This is a genomic window from Moraxella nasibovis (assembly GCF_029581575.1).
In the GTDB taxonomy this organism is placed as follows: domain Bacteria; phylum Pseudomonadota; class Gammaproteobacteria; order Pseudomonadales; family Moraxellaceae; genus Moraxella; species Moraxella nasibovis.
This window is the reverse complement of the sequence record NZ_CP089975.1, coordinates 787,905-805,522: the sequence shown is the minus strand read 5'-3', so window position 1 is coordinate 805,522 and position 17,618 is coordinate 787,905. Positions and strand designations below refer to the sequence as shown.

At 45.3% G+C, this 17,618-nt stretch carries 17 protein-coding genes and 1 riboswitch; of the genes, 10 read left to right on the top strand and 7 right to left on the bottom strand.

The window, feature by feature from the left end; genetic code table 11:
* The first annotated feature begins 11 nt into the window (after nucleotides 1-11).
* From LU290_RS03830 to LU290_RS03820, 3 genes are all read left to right on the top strand, one after another.
* Nucleotides 12-1,337: an MFS transporter gene (locus tag LU290_RS03830; protein WP_277809234.1), complete on the top strand. Its 1,326-nt coding sequence runs from the start codon at nucleotides 12-14 to the stop codon at nucleotides 1,335-1,337.
* A 363-nt stretch (nucleotides 1,338-1,700) separates the two neighbouring features.
* The gene (locus LU290_RS03825; protein WP_277809233.1) at nucleotides 1,701-2,567 is read left to right on the top strand and encodes a tetratricopeptide repeat protein; all 867 of its coding nucleotides are present in this window, start codon (nucleotides 1,701-1,703) and stop codon (nucleotides 2,565-2,567) included.
* Nucleotides 2,568-2,786: 219 nt separating this feature from the next.
* Nucleotides 2,787-5,150, top strand: a complete 2,364-nt coding sequence (locus LU290_RS03820; RefSeq protein ID WP_277809232.1) for an esterase/lipase family protein — start codon at nucleotides 2,787-2,789, stop codon at nucleotides 5,148-5,150.
* 103 nt (nucleotides 5,151-5,253) lie between these two features.
* Here the strand turns inward: LU290_RS03820 and rplI are convergent, their stop codons facing one another.
* From rplI to LU290_RS03795, 5 genes are all read right to left on the bottom strand, one after another.
* Nucleotides 5,254-5,730: a 50S ribosomal protein L9 gene (gene rplI / locus LU290_RS03815; protein ID WP_277809231.1), complete on the bottom strand. Its 477-nt coding sequence runs from the start codon at nucleotides 5,728-5,730 to the stop codon at nucleotides 5,254-5,256.
* A gap of 16 nt (nucleotides 5,731-5,746) precedes the next feature.
* On the bottom strand, nucleotides 5,747-5,974 hold the full coding sequence (gene rpsR, locus LU290_RS03810) for a 30S ribosomal protein S18 (protein ID WP_049235696.1): 228 nt from the start codon (nucleotides 5,972-5,974) through the stop codon (nucleotides 5,747-5,749).
* Between the two features lie 17 nt (nucleotides 5,975-5,991).
* Nucleotides 5,992-6,393: a 30S ribosomal protein S6 gene (gene rpsF, locus LU290_RS03805; protein ID WP_277809230.1), complete on the bottom strand. Its 402-nt coding sequence runs from the start codon at nucleotides 6,391-6,393 to the stop codon at nucleotides 5,992-5,994.
* A gap of 271 nt (nucleotides 6,394-6,664) precedes the next feature.
* A complete protein-coding gene (locus LU290_RS03800; RefSeq protein WP_277809229.1) occupies nucleotides 6,665-7,162 on the bottom strand; it encodes a hypothetical protein in 498 nt (165 codons plus the stop codon).
* 210 nt (nucleotides 7,163-7,372) lie between these two features.
* Nucleotides 7,373-7,693 (bottom strand): YcgL domain-containing protein, encoded by a 321-nt coding sequence (locus LU290_RS03795; protein WP_277809228.1) that lies wholly within the window; start codon nucleotides 7,691-7,693, stop codon nucleotides 7,373-7,375.
* Between the two features lie 118 nt (nucleotides 7,694-7,811).
* Nucleotides 7,812-7,927, top strand: a riboswitch (glycine riboswitch).
* Nucleotides 7,928-8,222: 295 nt separating this feature from the next.
* Between LU290_RS03795 and gcvT the strand changes: the two genes are divergently transcribed.
* The 6 genes from gcvT to gcvP all read left to right on the top strand — a co-directional run bounded on the left by gcvT (nucleotide 8,223) and on the right by gcvP (nucleotide 14,329).
* Nucleotides 8,223-9,320, top strand: a complete 1,098-nt coding sequence (gene gcvT / locus LU290_RS03790; RefSeq protein ID WP_277809227.1) for a glycine cleavage system aminomethyltransferase GcvT — start codon at nucleotides 8,223-8,225, stop codon at nucleotides 9,318-9,320.
* A gap of 64 nt (nucleotides 9,321-9,384) precedes the next feature.
* A complete protein-coding gene (locus LU290_RS03785) occupies nucleotides 9,385-9,825 on the top strand; it encodes a hypothetical protein (RefSeq protein WP_277809226.1) in 441 nt (146 codons plus the stop codon).
* A 107-nt stretch (nucleotides 9,826-9,932) separates the two neighbouring features.
* The gene (gene gcvH / locus LU290_RS03780) at nucleotides 9,933-10,313 is read left to right on the top strand and encodes a glycine cleavage system protein GcvH (protein WP_277809225.1); all 381 of its coding nucleotides are present in this window, start codon (nucleotides 9,933-9,935) and stop codon (nucleotides 10,311-10,313) included.
* Nucleotides 10,314-10,459: 146 nt separating this feature from the next.
* Nucleotides 10,460-10,825 carry a hypothetical protein gene (locus tag LU290_RS03775; protein ID WP_277809224.1) on the top strand — a complete coding sequence of 122 codons (366 nt, stop codon included), beginning with the start codon at nucleotides 10,460-10,462 and terminating at the stop codon, nucleotides 10,823-10,825.
* Between the two features lie 166 nt (nucleotides 10,826-10,991).
* Entirely contained in the window at nucleotides 10,992-11,474 is a 483-nt protein-coding gene (locus LU290_RS03770) for a DUF6714 family protein (protein ID WP_277809223.1), read from the top strand.
* Nucleotides 11,475-11,485: 11 nt separating this feature from the next.
* Nucleotides 11,486-14,329 (top strand): aminomethyl-transferring glycine dehydrogenase, encoded by a 2,844-nt coding sequence (gene gcvP / locus LU290_RS03765; RefSeq protein WP_277809222.1) that lies wholly within the window; start codon nucleotides 11,486-11,488, stop codon nucleotides 14,327-14,329.
* Between the two features lie 93 nt (nucleotides 14,330-14,422).
* Here the strand turns inward: gcvP and LU290_RS03760 are convergent, their stop codons facing one another.
* Complete coding sequence (locus tag LU290_RS03760; protein WP_277809221.1) at nucleotides 14,423-15,289, bottom strand: alpha-ketoglutarate-dependent dioxygenase AlkB family protein; 867 nt, start codon at nucleotides 15,287-15,289, stop codon at nucleotides 14,423-14,425.
* Between the two features lie 183 nt (nucleotides 15,290-15,472).
* Between LU290_RS03760 and LU290_RS03755 the strand changes: the two genes are divergently transcribed.
* Entirely contained in the window at nucleotides 15,473-16,069 is a 597-nt protein-coding gene (locus tag LU290_RS03755; RefSeq protein ID WP_277809220.1) for a TetR/AcrR family transcriptional regulator, read from the top strand.
* A 91-nt stretch (nucleotides 16,070-16,160) separates the two neighbouring features.
* Here the strand turns inward: LU290_RS03755 and LU290_RS03750 are convergent, their stop codons facing one another.
* Nucleotides 16,161-17,474: an NCS2 family permease gene (locus tag LU290_RS03750; RefSeq protein WP_277809219.1), complete on the bottom strand. Its 1,314-nt coding sequence runs from the start codon at nucleotides 17,472-17,474 to the stop codon at nucleotides 16,161-16,163.
* Nucleotides 17,475-17,618 lie beyond the last annotated feature (144 nt).

The window sequence follows — 17,618 nt, the reverse complement described above, 5'->3', positions numbered from 1 at the left end:
TCGATTTGACTATGGCATCGCAATTTTCTTTATTTAAGCATCGCCGTTTTAGCGCCATGTTTTTTACCCAGTTTTTGGGAGCGTTTAATGACAATGTCTTCAAACAAGCGCTTATTTTGATTTTGACTTATGTGGCAGCTGCCAAGATGGGCATGGCGATCAGCACGCTGAACAATCTGGCGGCAATGCTGTTTATCCTGCCTTATTTTTTATTTTCTGCTTTGGCAGGGCAGATCGCCGACAAATACGAAAAATCCACACTCACCCAAGGCATCAAGCTTTTAGAGATCATCATCATGATGCTAGCGGCGGTGGGATTTTGGTTTGAGCTGTACTGGCTTTTATTTGTGGCGCTGTTTTTGATGGGTACGCAGTCCACTTTTTTTGGACCCGTCAAATACGCCTACCTACCAGAAGCGATGCACAAAGACGAGCTGGTCGGTGCCAATGGGCTGTTTCAGACAGGCACCAGCCTTGCCATCTTAACAGGCATGATGGCAGCGGGTGTGCTGACACAGCTTCAAGACCCCACGCTTTGGCTCATCGTTGCCACCATCAGCATTGCCATCTTAGGCTACATCGCTGCCAGATTCATTCCAAGCACGCCATCACACGCCAAAGATTTGAAAATCAACTGGAACATCATCAGCACAAGCTTTGACATCATCAAGTATTTATACCGCCTGCCTTTGCTGTTTTTTGTGATCATTGGCAACAGCTGGTTTTGGTTTTATGGGGCGACATTCTTGACGCAGACGCCAGAGTTTAGCAAAGTCATCTTGCAAGGCGATGAGTCGGTGGTGATTTTTCTTTTGACTTTATTTTCAGTGGGTACGGCATTAGGTTCGCTGCTTTGCAAGGCTTTGGTCAAAAACCAAGTCAGCCTGCGCTTATTGCCCATTGGCATTGCAGGGCTTAGTATTTTTGCGATTGATTTATATTTTTCATTGTCAAGCATTACCATCACAAGCACTCAGATGCTAAGCGTTGGCGCACTTTTGGCGATGGACGGCACTTGGCGAGTTTTTGCTGATTTGTTCTTTTTGGGACTGTCTGGCGGAGTGTATATCGTGCCGATGTATGCCTTCATGCAAGCCTACGCACCCATCAGCCACCGCTCACGCATCGTGGGAGCAAATAATATTTTTAATGCCCTGTTTATGGTGGGTTCGGCGATTTTTGCGATTGTGATTTTAGCCGTGCTCAAATTAAGCTTGCCTATGCTATTTTTAATTTGTGGCGTCATCAATGTACTGTTTGGCGTATTTTTGTACCAAAAACTCATGCGCCACAAAGACAGCATGACACCAAGCAAAGATGACACGCCACTTGTCTAGCTTTGGCTCACAAGTGTTCAATTTGGCTCGGCATTTGCCGTGAAAGTTACAATCAAGCAAGGTTTTGCGACCAAATGCTTGAAAAAATTTATCAACCGATTAAGGTAAATCTGTTATTATTGGCAAAATTTGAATTGCCCTTGCTTGGCTCAAAAATTTAACAGAAATTTAAAATGATGAAATCGTCATCATTTTAAAATCAAAAAAAAAGACTTAAAAGACAATAAAGACAGTCGCACCATTCATGATGGCGCTCAGTCAGCCTTTTTGGGTTGCGCTTGTCGGATTTGGCTTTTAAATTTTTTTAAATTTTTAGTTAAGTTTGTTTTAGCTTGCTTGGTTTATGACCATAAGGAAAATTTCATGAAAAAACTCACCGCTTTGGCACTTAGCCTTGCCACTCTTGGTACTGGCAGCGCATACGCAAACACCAGCACCGCCCCCAGCGTCGAACTTTTGATCGCAGACGCATCTAAGCCGCTAAGCCCTGCAATGCGTGGCGAGATCACAACGACCATCGTCAGCGAGCATGCCGCCAATCTTTTGACCAACCCGATCAAAGGTCTGCCCACCCCAAGCTCTCAGGTCAGCGACATCGAGCAAGTACCGACCGTACTCACCACCGCCAACAAATCAGGCAGCCTACTGATCGACACCACGCTCATGGATGAATTCATCACCGTGGTATCACCAAACGCTCGCCACTACCCACCGAGCTTTCCAAATGCCACCTCAGAATATCTTGCCAAGCAAAATGTCAAGCACCTATCAGACTGGATCGAGCCTTATGCCGATGCGCCTGATGCGTCATTTGACATCGTGCTGCGTGCCGCCAAACTCAACGGCATCGCCCGCAACCTAAATGTCGGCACAGACTACTCAGTGCGTGCCTCCAAGCACATGCAAAAAGCCTTGCGCTTAGAGCCAAATCACGCCGAGGCAAATTTCCTACTTGGCATGATGATGAGTGAGGCGGGCGGCTTTGCAGAAGGCAAAAAATACCTAGATAAAGCCGCCTCGCTAGGCTACACTGAGGCTGAGCAAAGCCTCGCTCAGGCTGATCTACTTAATGACAATAAAGGTCTTGCGCTTGACCGCCTCAAAAAGCTGCTGACCAAAGACCCGACCAACGCCCAAATCAGCCAGCAGATTCGCACCATTGAAGAAGGCGGCTACTACATCTGGCAAAACGACGGCAAACCTTTAAACATCAAGCCTGTACAGCGCTGATTGTTGATGAATTATCGATGTTTTAAAAATGCTTAGGGGAAATTAAAAAACCCTTTGCAGCCAATTCTGTCTTTGTGTATCATAGCAAAGGCAGATTTTTTTGTGCCGCATGAAGTCTATGTGCGAGCATCGCCTGCATCAATGGTTTATGTCCCACCAAGCATCACGGATGAATAAGAAATATCAGCCAAACCCAAATCCACCAAGCCAACTTTAAACATGATGACACACACCAACAAGCGCAGCACACTCAAATCAACCCTTGCCATCGCCCTAAGCACCCTACTCGTCTCAGGCTGCGCCAAATACCTATCGCCCAAGCAAATGCAAGCACGCATCATCGAGACCACACGCAGCAGCATCATCACCACGCCAAGACTAAGCAGCCTATCCAAGACGGTGCTGCTGTCATCAGGTCTGACCCAAGACGACTGCATGGCGGATTTTGAGGGGTGTTTGACCGACCTGCGTTCGGCGTTTTTTGGTGATAAAATCACCAAAGAGGCACTGGTGTTGATGGCGGAGCTGCACTATGCCCAAGCACTGCATTTATCCGAACAAGCCCAGTGCAAACCCAAACTTGACAGACCACCGATCAACACCTACTACACCAACGCCCCTATTGATGCCAACACGCAAGCCTTGCAAAAACAAGCTCATCAAGACTGCCTAATGGCTTATCGTGAGGCGCTGTATCAGACGATCGCACTGAGCTACGGCTACTTATTTTTTGATGATTTGGCTGGTGAGCAGACAAGCCATGCCATCATCACCGACAACGACATCCGAGCCCAAGACCTCTATCACATCGCCACCAACGCCCTCATTCAAGAAATCTACAAACAAAATCAAGGCGCTTTCGCCAATGCCGCCATCACCGATCACACGATTTCATCGGCACGCTCAGGGCAAACCAAAGTCAGTACCATCACAAGCCAAGAGCACCATCACGCAAAGCACATCCACTTGCACCTATCCGATGAGCAGCACATCTTGGCGCTTAAAGAGCGTGGCAAAGATGCCATCAGCGATCTCATCTCCATCTATGATTATCGACTCGCAGATTTGCAGGTCAATAGCAGTCGTGCTGGGCTTGGTGTGGGCTTTGTCAGCTCGCTGGAAGACCGCCACACCGCTCTTTTCTCCAAAGAGCAGCAAGACAAAGTCCAAAATCGCATTCACCCCATGGGGCATCTTCTCATGACCGCCATCATACAGCCCAAAGGCAAAAGCCTACAAGAAGTGCTGACCACACATGAGTTTGATGTGCATTTTTACAACCCCTACACCACCAAAGACATCACCATCTTAGGCAAAAGCTACCCTTTATCCGCCAGCTTTTCATCCACTTACGCCACTTGGCTGTCTGAAAATCATTTGCAGCGTGTCAGCTTACTTAATATGATCGCCAAAAAAGACCATGCCACTTTGCCAGAGCTTTTCATGCTCTCACCCTACAACCCCCGACAAAAAGTCATCATCATGATTCATGGCTTGGCATCAAGCCCTGCCACTTGGGTAAACCTGACCAACAACCTGCTTGCCGACCCCATTTTAAGGGACAATTACCAAGTATGGCAGGTGTTTTACGCCACCAACTTGCCCATTTTAGAAAATCGCTATCAAATCCACAAGCTGATCAATCAAGCATTTGTCAGCACCGACCCACACCAAGCCAACCCATCCAGCCACGATGCCATTTTAATCGGGCATAGCATGGGCGGCATCATCTCAAGAATGCTCGTCTCAGAAGATGATTTGACAAAGGGGCTTGATGCACTGGAAAATATGGACGCTCACATCCAAGACAAAGCCATCAAAGACACCATCGATGCCGCTGCCAGCCATGAAAATCTTCCCACGCCCACCAATCGCAGCAAAAGCATCACAAAACTACTGAGCCAAACTCAGCATCAAGAGCTTGGCGATCGCTTTTCATTACAGCCTTTGCCACAAGTAGGCACTGCCATCTTTATTTCCGCCCCATTTCGTGGCACCGACTATGCCGACCGCTGGTTCACCCGTGCCGCTCGGCGTGCGATACAGCTGCCGCTAAACTTCACTAAGGGCATGACCGACACCATCACTAGCATTGGTGAGAAGGATAATATCGAAAACAATCTTTTAGGCTCACTCTACCTACAAAACGGCGCCGACCAACTCTCCGACCGCTCCGCCTTCATCAAGCTCACCGCCGACATCCGCATCAAAGACGGCATTCGCTATCACACCATCATGGGTGATCATCAAGGGCTTGCCACCACCGATGCCAAAGACACCGTCGCCGACAGACTCTCAGATGGCATCGTGCCTTATTCAAGCTCTCATTTGGCAGGGGCAAACAGTGAAACCATCATCACTGGCAGGCACAACATCCATGAAAATCCAAAGACCATCTTACAGCTTCGTAAAATCTTACATAAAGAAATCGGCACGCCAAATCCTGCTTCAAAAGATGGCTCTGATGACTTAGACCAAGCAAATGACAACACACAAGCTGATGATGCCAGTCAAGTCAGCGCCAGCACACCTTTGGCAGATGATTTCATGGCAGAGCAGCCAAACCATAATGACAGTCCATAAATCATACGCACCGCACAAAAACAAAAAACCCCAAAAAATATTTGGGGTTTTTGAACAAATCTTTTAAAACTTTTTTAAAACTTCAAAAAAGCTTTTAAAAAGATTATTCGTCATCTTCGTCAGCTACTGGTGCATCTTCAGATAGGATGGTCACCAAGATTTCTGCTGAGATGTCGTGGTGTAGTTGGATAGTCACTTTGTACTCGCCCACTTGACGGAATGGACCTTCAGGCAGTTTCACTTCCACACGATCAACTTCAAGACCAGATTTGGTCAATGCGTCAGCGATGTCACGAGTACCGATAGAGCCGAATAGCTTACCTTCATCACCAGATTTAGCACGCATGATGACATTCACATCAGCCAGAGCGTCAGCACGCTTTTGAGCTTCTTGTAGCTCTTTGGCTTCTTGAGCTTCTAACTCAGCACGGCGAGCTTCAAACTTAGCGATGTTCGCTTCGTTTGCTGGCAGTGCTTTGCCTTGTGGGATTAGGTAGTTACGACCATAACCTGCTTTTACATCAACTGTCTCGCCAAGTTTACCAAGATTAACGACACGCTGTAATAGAATAACTTGCATGATTTTTCTCCGTTAATTACTTGTGGTTGTCGGTATATGGCAATAGAGCCAAATAGCGAGCTTGTTTGATGGCGACAGCCAACTGACGCTGATACTTGTTAGAAGTACCAGTGATACGGCTAGGAACGATTTTGCCATTTTCGCTGATGTATTGTTTTAGAAGTTCTACATCTTTATAATCGATGTGGGTGATGCCTTCAGCGGTGAAACGGCAGAATTTACGACGACGATAGAAACGAGCCATTTAGCTTCTCCTTATAATTATTCGCTGTCTGCAGCAACATTCTCACTGTCAGCAGTGCGAACATCGTTACGACGGTTTGCTTTACGAGCACGCTTATCTTCAGCTTCTTTCGCCAGTGGCGATTGTTCTGTGATGGCGCTGTCACGGCGGATAACTAGGCTACGAATGATGGCATCGTTGTATTTGAAAAGCTCTTCTAGCTGAGCTAGGGTCGCATCGTTACATTCGATGTTCAAAAGTACATAGTGTGCTTTGTGGATTTTGTTGATTGGGTAAGCCAATTGACGGCGACCCCAGTCTTCTAGACGATGGTTTGCACCGCCATTTTCTTCCACGATAGAACGGTATTTAGTTACCATATCGGCAACTTGGTTGCTTTGATCTGGGTGAACCAGTAGCACCACTTCATAATGTCTCATAAGGACTCCCTACGGATTAAAACAGCCATCACCGCATCGATGACAGCAAGGAGATGTAAATTTTTAAAAGTATTAAAAATCACAAGGCGACCATTATACACAAATTTTTAAAAAAAGCAAGCCCTAAAAACGCTTGTGTTTAGGGCTTGAATTATTTATTTTTGATGTTTTTAACTTTGGTCTTTAACTTTGGTATTAGTAAATCAACCGCCACTCATCGGCACGCCATCAGATGCAAGACAGGTGGCTCATAAAATAACCATCAAGATGATTATAAATCCACCTTTGAATCCAGATGACCTTCTGCCAAACGGCGCTTTTCTTCTTGAATGCGGGCAGCTTCCTCTGCCTTAGCGGTCGTACCCTCCATGACGCTACGCAGCATTTGCCAAATGGCGCCAATCACCAAAAATGCCGCAAAAGTCGCCAAAATGGGCAGCGCATCCGACACCATGTCCACAAAATCTTTCATGAGCAGCGAGTAAAACACTCCGACAATCGCCGGCGCCACCGCCCCTGAATCGCCAGCAGCACTGCCCGGTGCCAACAAAGCGGCCGCCAAAAACGCCCAGCTGATGCCACGAATGGCTCGGGGCAAAATACGCATGACAGGCACCCACAAAAGCAGCACTAATGCTGACGCGATGACATAAACCACAAGCGGCAGCTGCTCATCTGGCACGCCAGAGACAAGCTTTGACCACCATACAATAAGCCCCGCCAAGCCTTCGCTGATGCTGTCAAGCGGTAGATTTTTAATCCAATCCATAATACATACTTGCTAAACTTTTGCGCTATTTTAGCACAAATTTGTCATAAAATGAGCGACGATTTCAATGATTTACACAATTTTTGCATTTTGATTTTGCATTGTCGCTTTTGTCTTTGACGCAAATTAACGCACTCAAAACAGCCGCACAGACAAAAGACAATCACGACATCCGCCAAAAACCGCCAAAAACCGCCATCAATCGTACTTTTAATCGTACTTTTTATCCTGCAATGCTTTCGCCTTCGCCATCGCTTGCGCTGCCAAAATATCGGCAGGCGGCGCTTGCACATAGTAGCCTTGCTCGGCAAGCTTTGCCTTGACATCATCAATGTCGGCTCGTGCCAACTTTTCACGAGCGTTCAAATCTAGGTGCATGACAAAAGTCCCCAAGCCTAATTTTTGGCGAATGTCGCTTGGCAAAACCCCAAGCCAGTCACGGATTTCATCGGTGTCATCGGGGTAATTTGGGCGGGCGATATAGACATACCAGTCTTCATTTTTGGCAAATTTATAGACATCGCAGTGCATGGTTTTGCTCTCAGCTTTTGATTGAAATTGATTGAAAAAACTTAATGATACAATTTAATTGACAAAATTTAAAAATTTTACTTGTAAATTGTAGCATTATTTTTCATAATAGGGGAAAATTTAATTTTCAGGAGAGATTTTTCATTTCGCCATTGATGTGAATGACAAAATGAAAAACACCGAAGGCGCAAACCTACCCTACAATCGCTCAGGTAAAAGGACTGGAAATTAATCAAAAATCTGGAGAGAGTGCATAGAAATTCTGCCAAGCGCTTGAATTTCAAGGAAAAATGCAACACCGAAGGGGAAAAGGTCAATCGACCGAAAATCTCAGGTAACAGGACAGATGGGGTGCTTAACATGTTGATTTTATTAACCATTTGGATGGCGTAGGGACGAATCACATTCGCCCATTGTGCAAATAATAATTGGGCGAAAAATATTTCGCCCCTACCATACCATTGATGAAATAACTTCAACAAACCAATTTAACCGATTGTTTTATAAGCACTTTTTAAGGAAAATCCAGATGTCTCTACAACGCACCCCCCTATTTGATGCTCACACCGCTCACAATGGCAAACTTGTGGATTTTGGCGGTTGGCAGCTCCCTGTCAATTACGGCTCACAAATCAAAGAGCACGAAGCCGTCCGCACAGACGCTGGTATGTTTGATGTCTCGCATATGCTCGTTACCGATGTAACAGGCGACAACGCAAAAGCCTTTTTTCAAAAACTACTCGCCAACGATGTTGCCAAACTTAGCTTTGTCGGCAAAGCCTTGTATTCGGGTATGCTAAACGACAATGGCGGTGTGATTGACGACCTTATCGTCTATCGTATGAACGAAGCTGAGACCGCTTATCGTATCGTCTCAAACGGAGCAACCCGTGAAAAGGACACGGCTCATTTTGCCAAAGTCGGGGCGGAGTTTGGCGTAACTTTGACACCCCGTTATGAACTGGCGATGCTTGCCGTACAAGGTCCAAAAGCGGTTGAAAAACTTTTGACCGTCAAACCTGAATGGGCGGAAAAAGTAAATGCGTTGAAGCCGTTTGTGGGCGTGGATTTAGGGGGCGATTGGTTTGTCGCTCGTACAGGCTACACAGGCGAAGACGGCGTGGAAGTGGTAATGCCAGCAGGAGAAGCGGTACAGTTTTTCAATGACTTAGCCCGTGCAGGTGTCCAACCTTGCGGACTTGGGGCAAGAGACACCCTAAGAATGGAAGCAGGTATGAACCTATACGGCAACGATATGACGGACGATGTCAGCCCACTTGAAGCAGGTATGGGCTGGACGGTGGATTTAAAAGATGAAAACCGTGATTTTATTGGTAAATCGGCACTTGTGGCATTAAAGTCGGCAGGTGTTAAAGCCAAACAAGTAGGACTACTTTTGGAAGAAAAAGGCGTAATGCGTGCAGGTATGGAAGTGGTTACCGAAAGTGGCAATGGTATTACCACAAGCGGTGTATTCTCCCCAAGTCTAAATCAATCCATCGCCATTGCCCGTGTGCCAGCCGACTTTACAGGCGAGCGTGCAAAGGTAATTATGCGTGGTAAAGAAGTGGAAGTCCGTGCACTTAAATTGCCGTTTGTGAGAAATGGTAAAAAGCAGTTTGATTGATAGACAACACCCAAAAGTTTTGCTTGTCGCAAATACTTTTGGGCGATTTTAATAAGGGTAAATAATGAAAAAATTGGCAATCGGTTTATTGTTAAGTATGGTATCTGTATCGGCTTTTGCAAATACACCTACTTATAAAACTTTGGCTGACGAAAAGGCAACTTTTGAGCTTTGTGAAAGTGCATCCAATGCCCTAAACAATGAAACACTATATGTTACACCAGCATTGGAAATCTTTGAGCCTTATTTGGGTCGTTCAGATGATGAAATAGAATTGGCGGAAGTAAACAATCAAGTGTATTTAGCACAATTGCTTGACACTAAAATTGGCAACCCTGTTTCAACCATTCATCTTGACACAGAAAAAGAGATGAAAGACAGCTTTCTTATCCATAGATTTTTGCTCAAAAGAGAGCGTTATATGCTAGGCATACTATGTAAATTTTATCAACCAAGAGAAAATGGTCATTGGAAATTGGCAAATTTTTCAATTTTTACCCCTTAATCGTAAGGTGCGTATTACGCACCCTTAAGAAAATCCTTTGTTAAAATCGGTGCGTATTATGCACCTTACAAATTTTTAATTTTCAACCCCAAAGCTAGGAGTTTTTTATGAGCAATATCCCCGCCGATCTAAAATATGTAGCCAGCCACGAATGGTTACGCCTTGAAGCAGACGGCACGATTACCGTTGGCATTACCGACCACGCCCAAGATTTGCTTGGCGATGTGGTATTTGTGGAATTGCCAGAAGTGGGTGCAGTCGTTGAAGCCGACCAAGAAATCGCCGTGGTTGAGTCTGTCAAAGCCGCAAGCGATGTCTATGCGCCAATCGCAGGCGAAATCGTTGAAGTCAACGAAGAGCTGGTGGACAGCCCAGAGCTTGCCAATGAAGACCCTTATGGCAAAGCATGGTTCTTTAAAGTTAAGCCTGCCAATCCTGCTGACTATGACAGCCTAATGAGTGCAGACGAATACGAAAGCAGTCTGTAAGTGAACTATCAAGCGTAAGTTGATTGTCAATTTACGCTTGATTTTGTTTTTTGAACTCTAGTGATTTTCTAAAATGGTGTATGATGCACATTTGACATTGCCAAATTGTAGAAATAAATATTTTTCTGTATAAATATTGGAGTGAAATGATGAAAAAACCATTTTTTAAACAAGCGGTTTTATTGTTGCTACTAATATTTATCATCCAAACCCTATCATTTTGGGTAACACCTCATTTTAATTTTAGACAGAGCGTGCAGTTATCGCTATTTGTACTATCGCCTTTGTTGGTTTCGGTGGTATTTTTATTTATAAATCCGATTAGGGCGCTTGGTGGTGCATTATTTTTTCTACCACTGTTGATTGTATTGTATTTTGCGGTTATTGTGATGCCAGAAGCTAGTGGTGCTGATGCTCTTAGTTATATAGCAGCGCTGATTTATGGTGTACCACTAAATATTTTGGGTATTTGGCTATTTCCATATTTCAGAAAATTTTTTGGGATTAAATAAAGTCTTTCTAAAAAAAATTAAAAGCAAAATGTGCAATATGGTATCGCCTTGGAATGATTGTTAAAATTGGTGCGTGGTACGCACCTTACGCCAAAAATTGATTTAAACTTAATTTAAAATGGTATTTTTAAAAATAGTATTTTAAATTAAATTTAAACTTTTTAAAATGAATCCAAAACTTTTACAGCATTTTATCAAAAAATATTTTGCCAATATCAATGCCGATGATTATGAATTTGAGAATATGGCTCATTTGGAGGCAACTGATGATTTGACATTTGCAGGTAGAATTGAGCGGAATTATTGTTATTGGCACGAATTAAGTTTTGATTATATCAATCAAAATAATCTTGGCATTGTTTGGACAAATAATCAAGGGTTTTATTTTTACACCCCTGCGGTGATGTATCAAGTATTAGATGATTTTAATGAAAGACACAATGCCGTCATTACAATATGGTGGTTTTTTAGATTAAAAGATGAATTTTTAGAAAATAATGATACAGAATTATTTGCCTATTTTAATGATGAGCAATTATTGATTGTGATTTTATTTTTAAAAATTTTAATGAAAAATGATGCGTTTTATTTTGATGAATATACGGCAATCATCAATAAAATTGAACAGTTAATTTTAACCCAACCCTAAAAGGATAACTTATGTCATTTAACACCTTTTCCGACCTATTTTATGAAAACGCCTTTGTGCATCGTCATCTGGGCAATAGCACCGATGAAGAGCAAGCCCTACTTTCTGCGGTGGGAGCAAAAACTTTGGACGAATTTGTGGATTCTGTGGTGCCACAATCGGTGCGTTTGGGCAAGGAACTTGATTTGCCGACTGCCGTAAGCGAGCATAACGCCCTTGCCAAACTCAAATCAATGGCGGACAAAATCACCGTTGCCAAAAGCTATATCGGTCAAGGCTACTCGCCTGCTCGCCTGCCTGCGGTCATTCAAAGAAATGTCCTAGAAAACCCTGGTTGGTACACCGCTTACACGCCTTATCAAGCCGAGATTGCCCAAGGGCGTTTGGAAGCCTTGTTAAATTTCCAACAAGTGTGCATTGACTTGACAGGAATGGACTTGGCAGGTGCGTCATTGCTTGACGAAGCCACAGCCGCCGCCGAAGCGATGGCTATGGCAAAGCGTTGCAGTAAATCCAAATCCAACGCCTTTTTTGTGGACAGCCGCACTTATCCGCAAACCCTAGATGTCATCAACACCCGTGCCAAATATTTTGGTTTTGATGTAGTGGTGGGCGATTTTGACACCGCCAAAAATGGCGACTTCTTTGGGGCGTTTTTCCAATATGTTGGCAAAGACGGCGATGTGGTGGACTTGACCGATGTCATCAGTGCAGTCAAAGCCAAAAACACTTACGCAATCGTGGCAAGCGACATTATGAGCCTTGTGCTACTCAAATCCCCTGCCCAAATGGGAGCGGACATTGCCCTAGGTAGCACCCAACGCTTTGGCATTCCAATGGGCTTTGGGGGTCCACACGCTGCTTATTTTGCCTTTAAAGACAAAGACAAACGAAGTGCCCCTGGTCGTATCATCGGCGTATCCAAAGACGCACAAGGTGGCACGGCTCTTAGAATGGCACTGCAAACCCGTGAACAGCACATTCGCCGTGAAAAAGCCAACTCTAACATTTGTACCAGCCAAGTCCTACTTGCCAACCTAGCAGGTATGTATGCCGTGTATCACGGAGCGACAGGCTTAAAACGCATTGCCAGCCGCATTCACGCTTTAGCGGTCGCGTTTTATAATGCCGTTAAAGGCGAGTTTACTACGGCTTCCGATGTGTTTTTTGACACGGTAACCGTCAAGACCGACAAGGCAAGCGAGCTTGTCAAATCCGCCAAAGCCAAAGGGTATAATTTGTTCCATAAAGACGATTTGGTGGGCGTATCGTTCCACGAATTGACCGATGAAAAAGAATTTAATGAGCTGTGTGAAATTTTTGGCGTCAGTGGCAATCTTGACACCGTAGAAAATGTCTTGGGCGAATTAAACCGTACGGACGACATTTTGACGCACCCAACCTTTAACAGCTACCACACCGAGCATCAAATGCTCCGTTATCTAAAATCTTTGGAGGACAAAGATTTGGCGATGAACCGCTCTATGATTTCGCTGGGTTCTTGCACAATGAAATTAAACGCCACAAGCGAGATGTTGCCGATTACTTGGAATGAGTTTGCAAATGTTCACCCATTTGCCCCTGCCGATGATACGGTGGGCTATATTGAGATGATTGAAAGTTTGCAAACGCAGTTAAAGGCGATTACAGGCTTTGATGAAATTTCAATGCAACCCAACTCTGGGGCAAGCGGTGAGTATGCAGGTCTTTTGGCGATTCGCCGTTATCACGAAAGCCGTGGCGACAACAACCGCACGGTCTGTCTAATCCCCCGCTCGGCTCACGGCACCAACCCTGCCACCGCTCAAATGATGGGAATGCAAGTGGTGGTGGTTGCCACAGACGAAAACGGCAATGTGGACTTTAATGATTTGACCGCCAAATGTGAAGAGCATTCTGCCAATTTGGGGGCGCTCATGATTACTTATCCTTCTACGCACGGGGTGTTTGAAGAAGGTATCCGTGATATTTGCGAGCTTATCCACAAACACGGTGGACAAGTGTATATGGACGGGGCGAATATGAACGCCCAAGTTGCCATTATGCAACCTGCCGAAGTCGGTGCTGATGTTCTGCATATGAACCTGCACAAGACTTTCTGTATTCCACACGGCGGTGGCGGGCCGGGTATGGGTCCAATTGGTCTAAAATCGCACCTTGCTCCATTTATCCCAAGCCATAGCGTCAATCCTGTGTTTAACGCCCAAGACGGTCAAACGGCGGTGTCTGCTGCTCCATACGGCTCGGCAAGCATTTTGCCAATTTCGTGGATGTACATCACGATGATGGGGCGTGATGGATTGTTATCGGCAACCAAACGAGCATTATTGAACGCCAACTATGTCGCCACAATGCTAAAAGACGACTACCCTGTGCTTTATACAGGCAAAAACGGACGGGTGGCTCACGAGTGTATCATTGACATTCGCCCATTAAAAGCCGAGACGGGCATTACCGAGACCGACATTGCCAAACGCTTGATGGACTACGGGTTCCACGCTCCGACAATGAGTTTCCCTGTGGCGGGTACGCTGATGATTGAGCCAACCGAATCAGAAAGCAAAGACGAGCTAGACCGCTTTATCTCGGCACTCAAACAAATCAAACAAGAAGCGTTGAAAGTGCAAGCAGGTTTGGAGGGCTGGACTGCGGACAATAACCCGCTGGTTAATGCTCCACACACCCAAGCGGTCATCGTGGGCGAGTGGGACAGACCATACAGCCGTGAAGTGGCGGCATTCCCACTAGACTACATCAAGGCTCATAAATTCTGGCCGACTGTGGGTCGTGTGGACGATGTCTATGGCGATAAGAATCTGATTTGTAGCTGTCCAAGTATTGAGAATTATGAGTAAGTTTTACTGATAATTTGACAATAAAAAACACCGCTCAATGTCTGTTGGGCGGTGTTTTTTTTGGTTTAGTGCATGAGTTCTGATACTTGGGTTTTAATGCTTGGTATTGGCAAATGCCAAATTTCTAAATGTCAAATTGATACGGCTTTGTTTGATCTTGGTCTGTTTTGGCACGCTGTGCTGCCAGTGGTGTTGCAGCTGCCCTGCCATGACCAAGACGCTGCCGTGGTGTAGCGGAATTTCCAATTTGACATCATGTTGCCTGGCAAGTCTTAATAAAAAGCGGCGTGATGCACCAAAGCTCACCGAAGCAATCAAAGGATTTGTGCCAAGCTCTTTTTCATCGTCGCTGTGCCAGCTGATGTGATCTGCACCATCTCGATACCAGTTTAAAAGCACGCTGTCAAATCGGCGCTTACACACTTTGGAGAGCTCGTCATTGAGCCATGATAATTCTGCCGTCCACGCATTTGGATACAGTGTGATGCCAGAATAAGTGTAGGGTCTGTCGCCATACCAAGCTGACAGTCTGGGCAAAAGGTGCGTTTTGCCGTACATTTTGATGCTGTCTTGGCGCCATTTGATGTGCTTGAATGACAGCTTGTCGATGCTCTGCTCGCCCCGCCACTCATGCTGTGTGTGGTCGATGTGATCGCACGCCAAAAAATAATCAAACAGCTCATCACTTCGCTCTTTGCCAAAATAATGCGGCGCATAATACAGCCGACCATAAGGCACTTGGATGACCACGCCCTTGCCATCATCGTGAATGTGAGCGTCAAAGTCCGTGTGTAGAAATTTACCGTTCATGATTAAGTGTTCAGGCGAGCTGTCATCCACACTGCCGCCAAAAATATCATCAAAACTGTCATCAAAACTGTCATCAAACAAATCCATACACGCTCTCACCTTGCCACACTTTTTATCCAAACACCGCTCATCAAACACCCTTAAAACCATAAAACAGCCATTCAAGCAAATCTGCCAATACCTTGCCAAATTGACTTTGATGTGAATTTTTAATAAAATACCGACCAGTTGGTTTTTATTTTATCATCATTGCCGACTGCTGACAATCATCACACAAAAGCCGCAAAGAATAAGCCCTGCACATCAACCAAACACCAAAACTAGGAAAAAAGCATGAAAAATCAATCACTTGAACTGGATCTGCCCCAACCAACAGAAACAGATGGCAAACCCAAACGCAAAAACAACCCAGAGCTTTTGCGTCACGGCATTCTCATCGCCGCCAAAAATCTCATGCTCGCTGACGGCATTGCCAATGTTTCCATGCAAAAAGTCGCAGAACTTGCAGGCACGAGCAAAGGCGGTCTGTTTCATCATTTTAAAAACAAAGACGAACTCATCGCATCGGTGTTTGAGCTGTTCATCGCGCAGGTCAATACGGCGATTTTGCAGAAAATCGAGCGCTCAGGCGAGTCGTTTGGGGTTTTTACTCGTGCTTATGTGATGGTGTTTTTTGAAAATACGGACATCGGGCTGGCAAGCGACTGGGCGGGGCTGATTCGTGCGATGAATGCCGAGAGCAAATTGAGCAATCTATGGCAGGCGTGGCTTGACCAAAAGCTGAAAAATTACGCCCACACCGATGGCGACTTTCGCCTATCTTGCGTGCGTCATGCGGTCGATGGCGCATGGCTTAACAAGCTGTCAGCCGATGATTTGCCAAAAATGCAAGACTATCTGCTTGGGCTGATTGACCAAATGACATCATGACAAATCAGTGCATTTTTAAATTTTCCAAAAAAAATCACCGCCCAAAACAAAAAAAGCGGTGATTTTTATATTTAAAATGCGTTACAATGCGTTAAATGGCATAACCAAGTGCATAAAACGCCACCAATGCCACAGCGATGACCACCGTGCCGATATTTAGCTTATTAAACTCGCCTGCGATCACACGACCCAGCACAAGCCCTGCAAAGCCAAGCATGATGCCTGTTACGATGTTGGCGGTCAATACGATGAACACCGCACACACCAGACCGCTCATCGCACCCACAAAGTCATCAAAGTCAAGTTTTGAGACATTGCTTAGCATGAGTAGTCCCACATACATCAGTGCAGGGGCAGTGGCATACACTGGCACCAAAAATGCCAACGGCTGGAAAAATAGCATGAGCAAGAATAAACCGCCAACGACCACCGCCGTCAAGCCTGTTTTACCGCCCACAGCCGTCCCCGCCGCCGATTCAATATACACCGCCGCAGGTGCTGTACCCAACAAACCAGAGAAAATGCTCGACACCGAATCCGCCGTCAAAGCACGACCGCCATTGACAATCTGTCCGTCTTTATCAATCAAATTCGCCTGACCTGCCACCGCACGAATCGTACCAGTCGCATCAAACACTGCCGTCATGACAAGTGCAAACACCACAGGCAAAATCGCTGCATTGAGCGCACCCATCACATCTAGGCTCATGAACAGCGACTCACTGCCAAATGATGGCACTTGCAAAATAGAACCGCCAAATTTCACATTTGGATCAAAAATCAATCCAATCACCGTAATGGCGATGATGACCCATAGGATACTGCCCTTAATCTGCTTACGCTCAAGACCAATGATCGCCGCCAAACCCAGTAGCGACATCAGCACAGCAAAGGAAGTAAACTCGCCCATTTTTACTGGCAAACCTGCGTCATTTTTGATGACCAAGCCCACGCCATTGGCAGCAATCAATAGCAAAAACAGACCAATACCAATGCCCGCCCCATGAGCGATAGAGCTTGGCAAATTACGCAAAATCCACGCACGAATGCCCGTCACCGAAATCAGCGTAAACACCACACCCATCAAGAAAATCGCACCTAACGCCACAGGAATGCTGATGCCCTGACCCAATACCAAACTAAATGCGGTAAATGCCGTCAAAGAAATCGCACAACCAATCGCCATCGGCACATTCGCCCACAGACCGATTAACATTGAGCCAAGACCTGCCACAAGACAGGTAGCGATGAATACCGATTCGGCAGGAAAGCCCGCTTGCGACAACATATTTGGCACCACAATGACCGAATACACCATCGCCAAAAATGTCGTCAAACCAGCGATGACTTCTTGGCGAACCGAAGAGCCACGCTCACTGATTCTAAAAAAAGAAGATAAAGACATAACAAGCCTATGAAATAGCTAACAATAAAAAACCGCTAATTTTACTAGATGGTAACAATTTTTACAAACGATTAAGAATAAATTTACAAAATTTTTTGCACACAAGGACGGATTTTTTAGGTAAAATAGCAAAATTTTATCATT

Excerpts from the sequence above, each read along its gene's own strand:
- LU290_RS03830 (WP_277809234.1), top strand. The coding sequence starts at position 12 with ATGGCATCGCAATTTTCTTTATTTAAGCATCGCCGTTTTAGCGCCATG.
- LU290_RS03825 (WP_277809233.1), top strand. The coding sequence starts at position 1,701 with ATGAAAAAACTCACCGCTTTGGCACTTAGCCTTGCCACTCTTGGTACT.
- LU290_RS03820 (WP_277809232.1), top strand. The coding sequence starts at position 2,787 with ATGATGACACACACCAACAAGCGCAGCACACTCAAATCAACCCTTGCC.
- rplI (WP_277809231.1), bottom strand. The coding sequence starts at position 5,730 with ATGCAAGTTATTCTATTACAGCGTGTCGTTAATCTTGGTAAACTTGGC.
- rpsR (WP_049235696.1), bottom strand. The coding sequence starts at position 5,974 with ATGGCTCGTTTCTATCGTCGTCGTAAATTCTGCCGTTTCACCGCTGAA.
- rpsF (WP_277809230.1), bottom strand. The coding sequence starts at position 6,393 with ATGAGACATTATGAAGTGGTGCTACTGGTTCACCCAGATCAAAGCAAC.
- LU290_RS03800 (WP_277809229.1), bottom strand. The coding sequence starts at position 7,162 with ATGGATTGGATTAAAAATCTACCGCTTGACAGCATCAGCGAAGGCTTG.
- LU290_RS03795 (WP_277809228.1), bottom strand. The coding sequence starts at position 7,693 with ATGCACTGCGATGTCTATAAATTTGCCAAAAATGAAGACTGGTATGTC.
- gcvT (WP_277809227.1), top strand. The coding sequence starts at position 8,223 with ATGTCTCTACAACGCACCCCCCTATTTGATGCTCACACCGCTCACAAT.
- LU290_RS03785 (WP_277809226.1), top strand. The coding sequence starts at position 9,385 with ATGAAAAAATTGGCAATCGGTTTATTGTTAAGTATGGTATCTGTATCG.
- gcvH (WP_277809225.1), top strand. The coding sequence starts at position 9,933 with ATGAGCAATATCCCCGCCGATCTAAAATATGTAGCCAGCCACGAATGG.
- LU290_RS03775 (WP_277809224.1), top strand. The coding sequence starts at position 10,460 with ATGATGAAAAAACCATTTTTTAAACAAGCGGTTTTATTGTTGCTACTA.
- LU290_RS03770 (WP_277809223.1), top strand. The coding sequence starts at position 10,992 with ATGAATCCAAAACTTTTACAGCATTTTATCAAAAAATATTTTGCCAAT.
- gcvP (WP_277809222.1), top strand. The coding sequence starts at position 11,486 with ATGTCATTTAACACCTTTTCCGACCTATTTTATGAAAACGCCTTTGTG.
- LU290_RS03760 (WP_277809221.1), bottom strand. The coding sequence starts at position 15,289 with ATGGTTTTAAGGGTGTTTGATGAGCGGTGTTTGGATAAAAAGTGTGGC.
- LU290_RS03755 (WP_277809220.1), top strand. The coding sequence starts at position 15,473 with ATGAAAAATCAATCACTTGAACTGGATCTGCCCCAACCAACAGAAACA.
- LU290_RS03750 (WP_277809219.1), bottom strand. The coding sequence starts at position 17,474 with ATGTCTTTATCTTCTTTTTTTAGAATCAGTGAGCGTGGCTCTTCGGTT.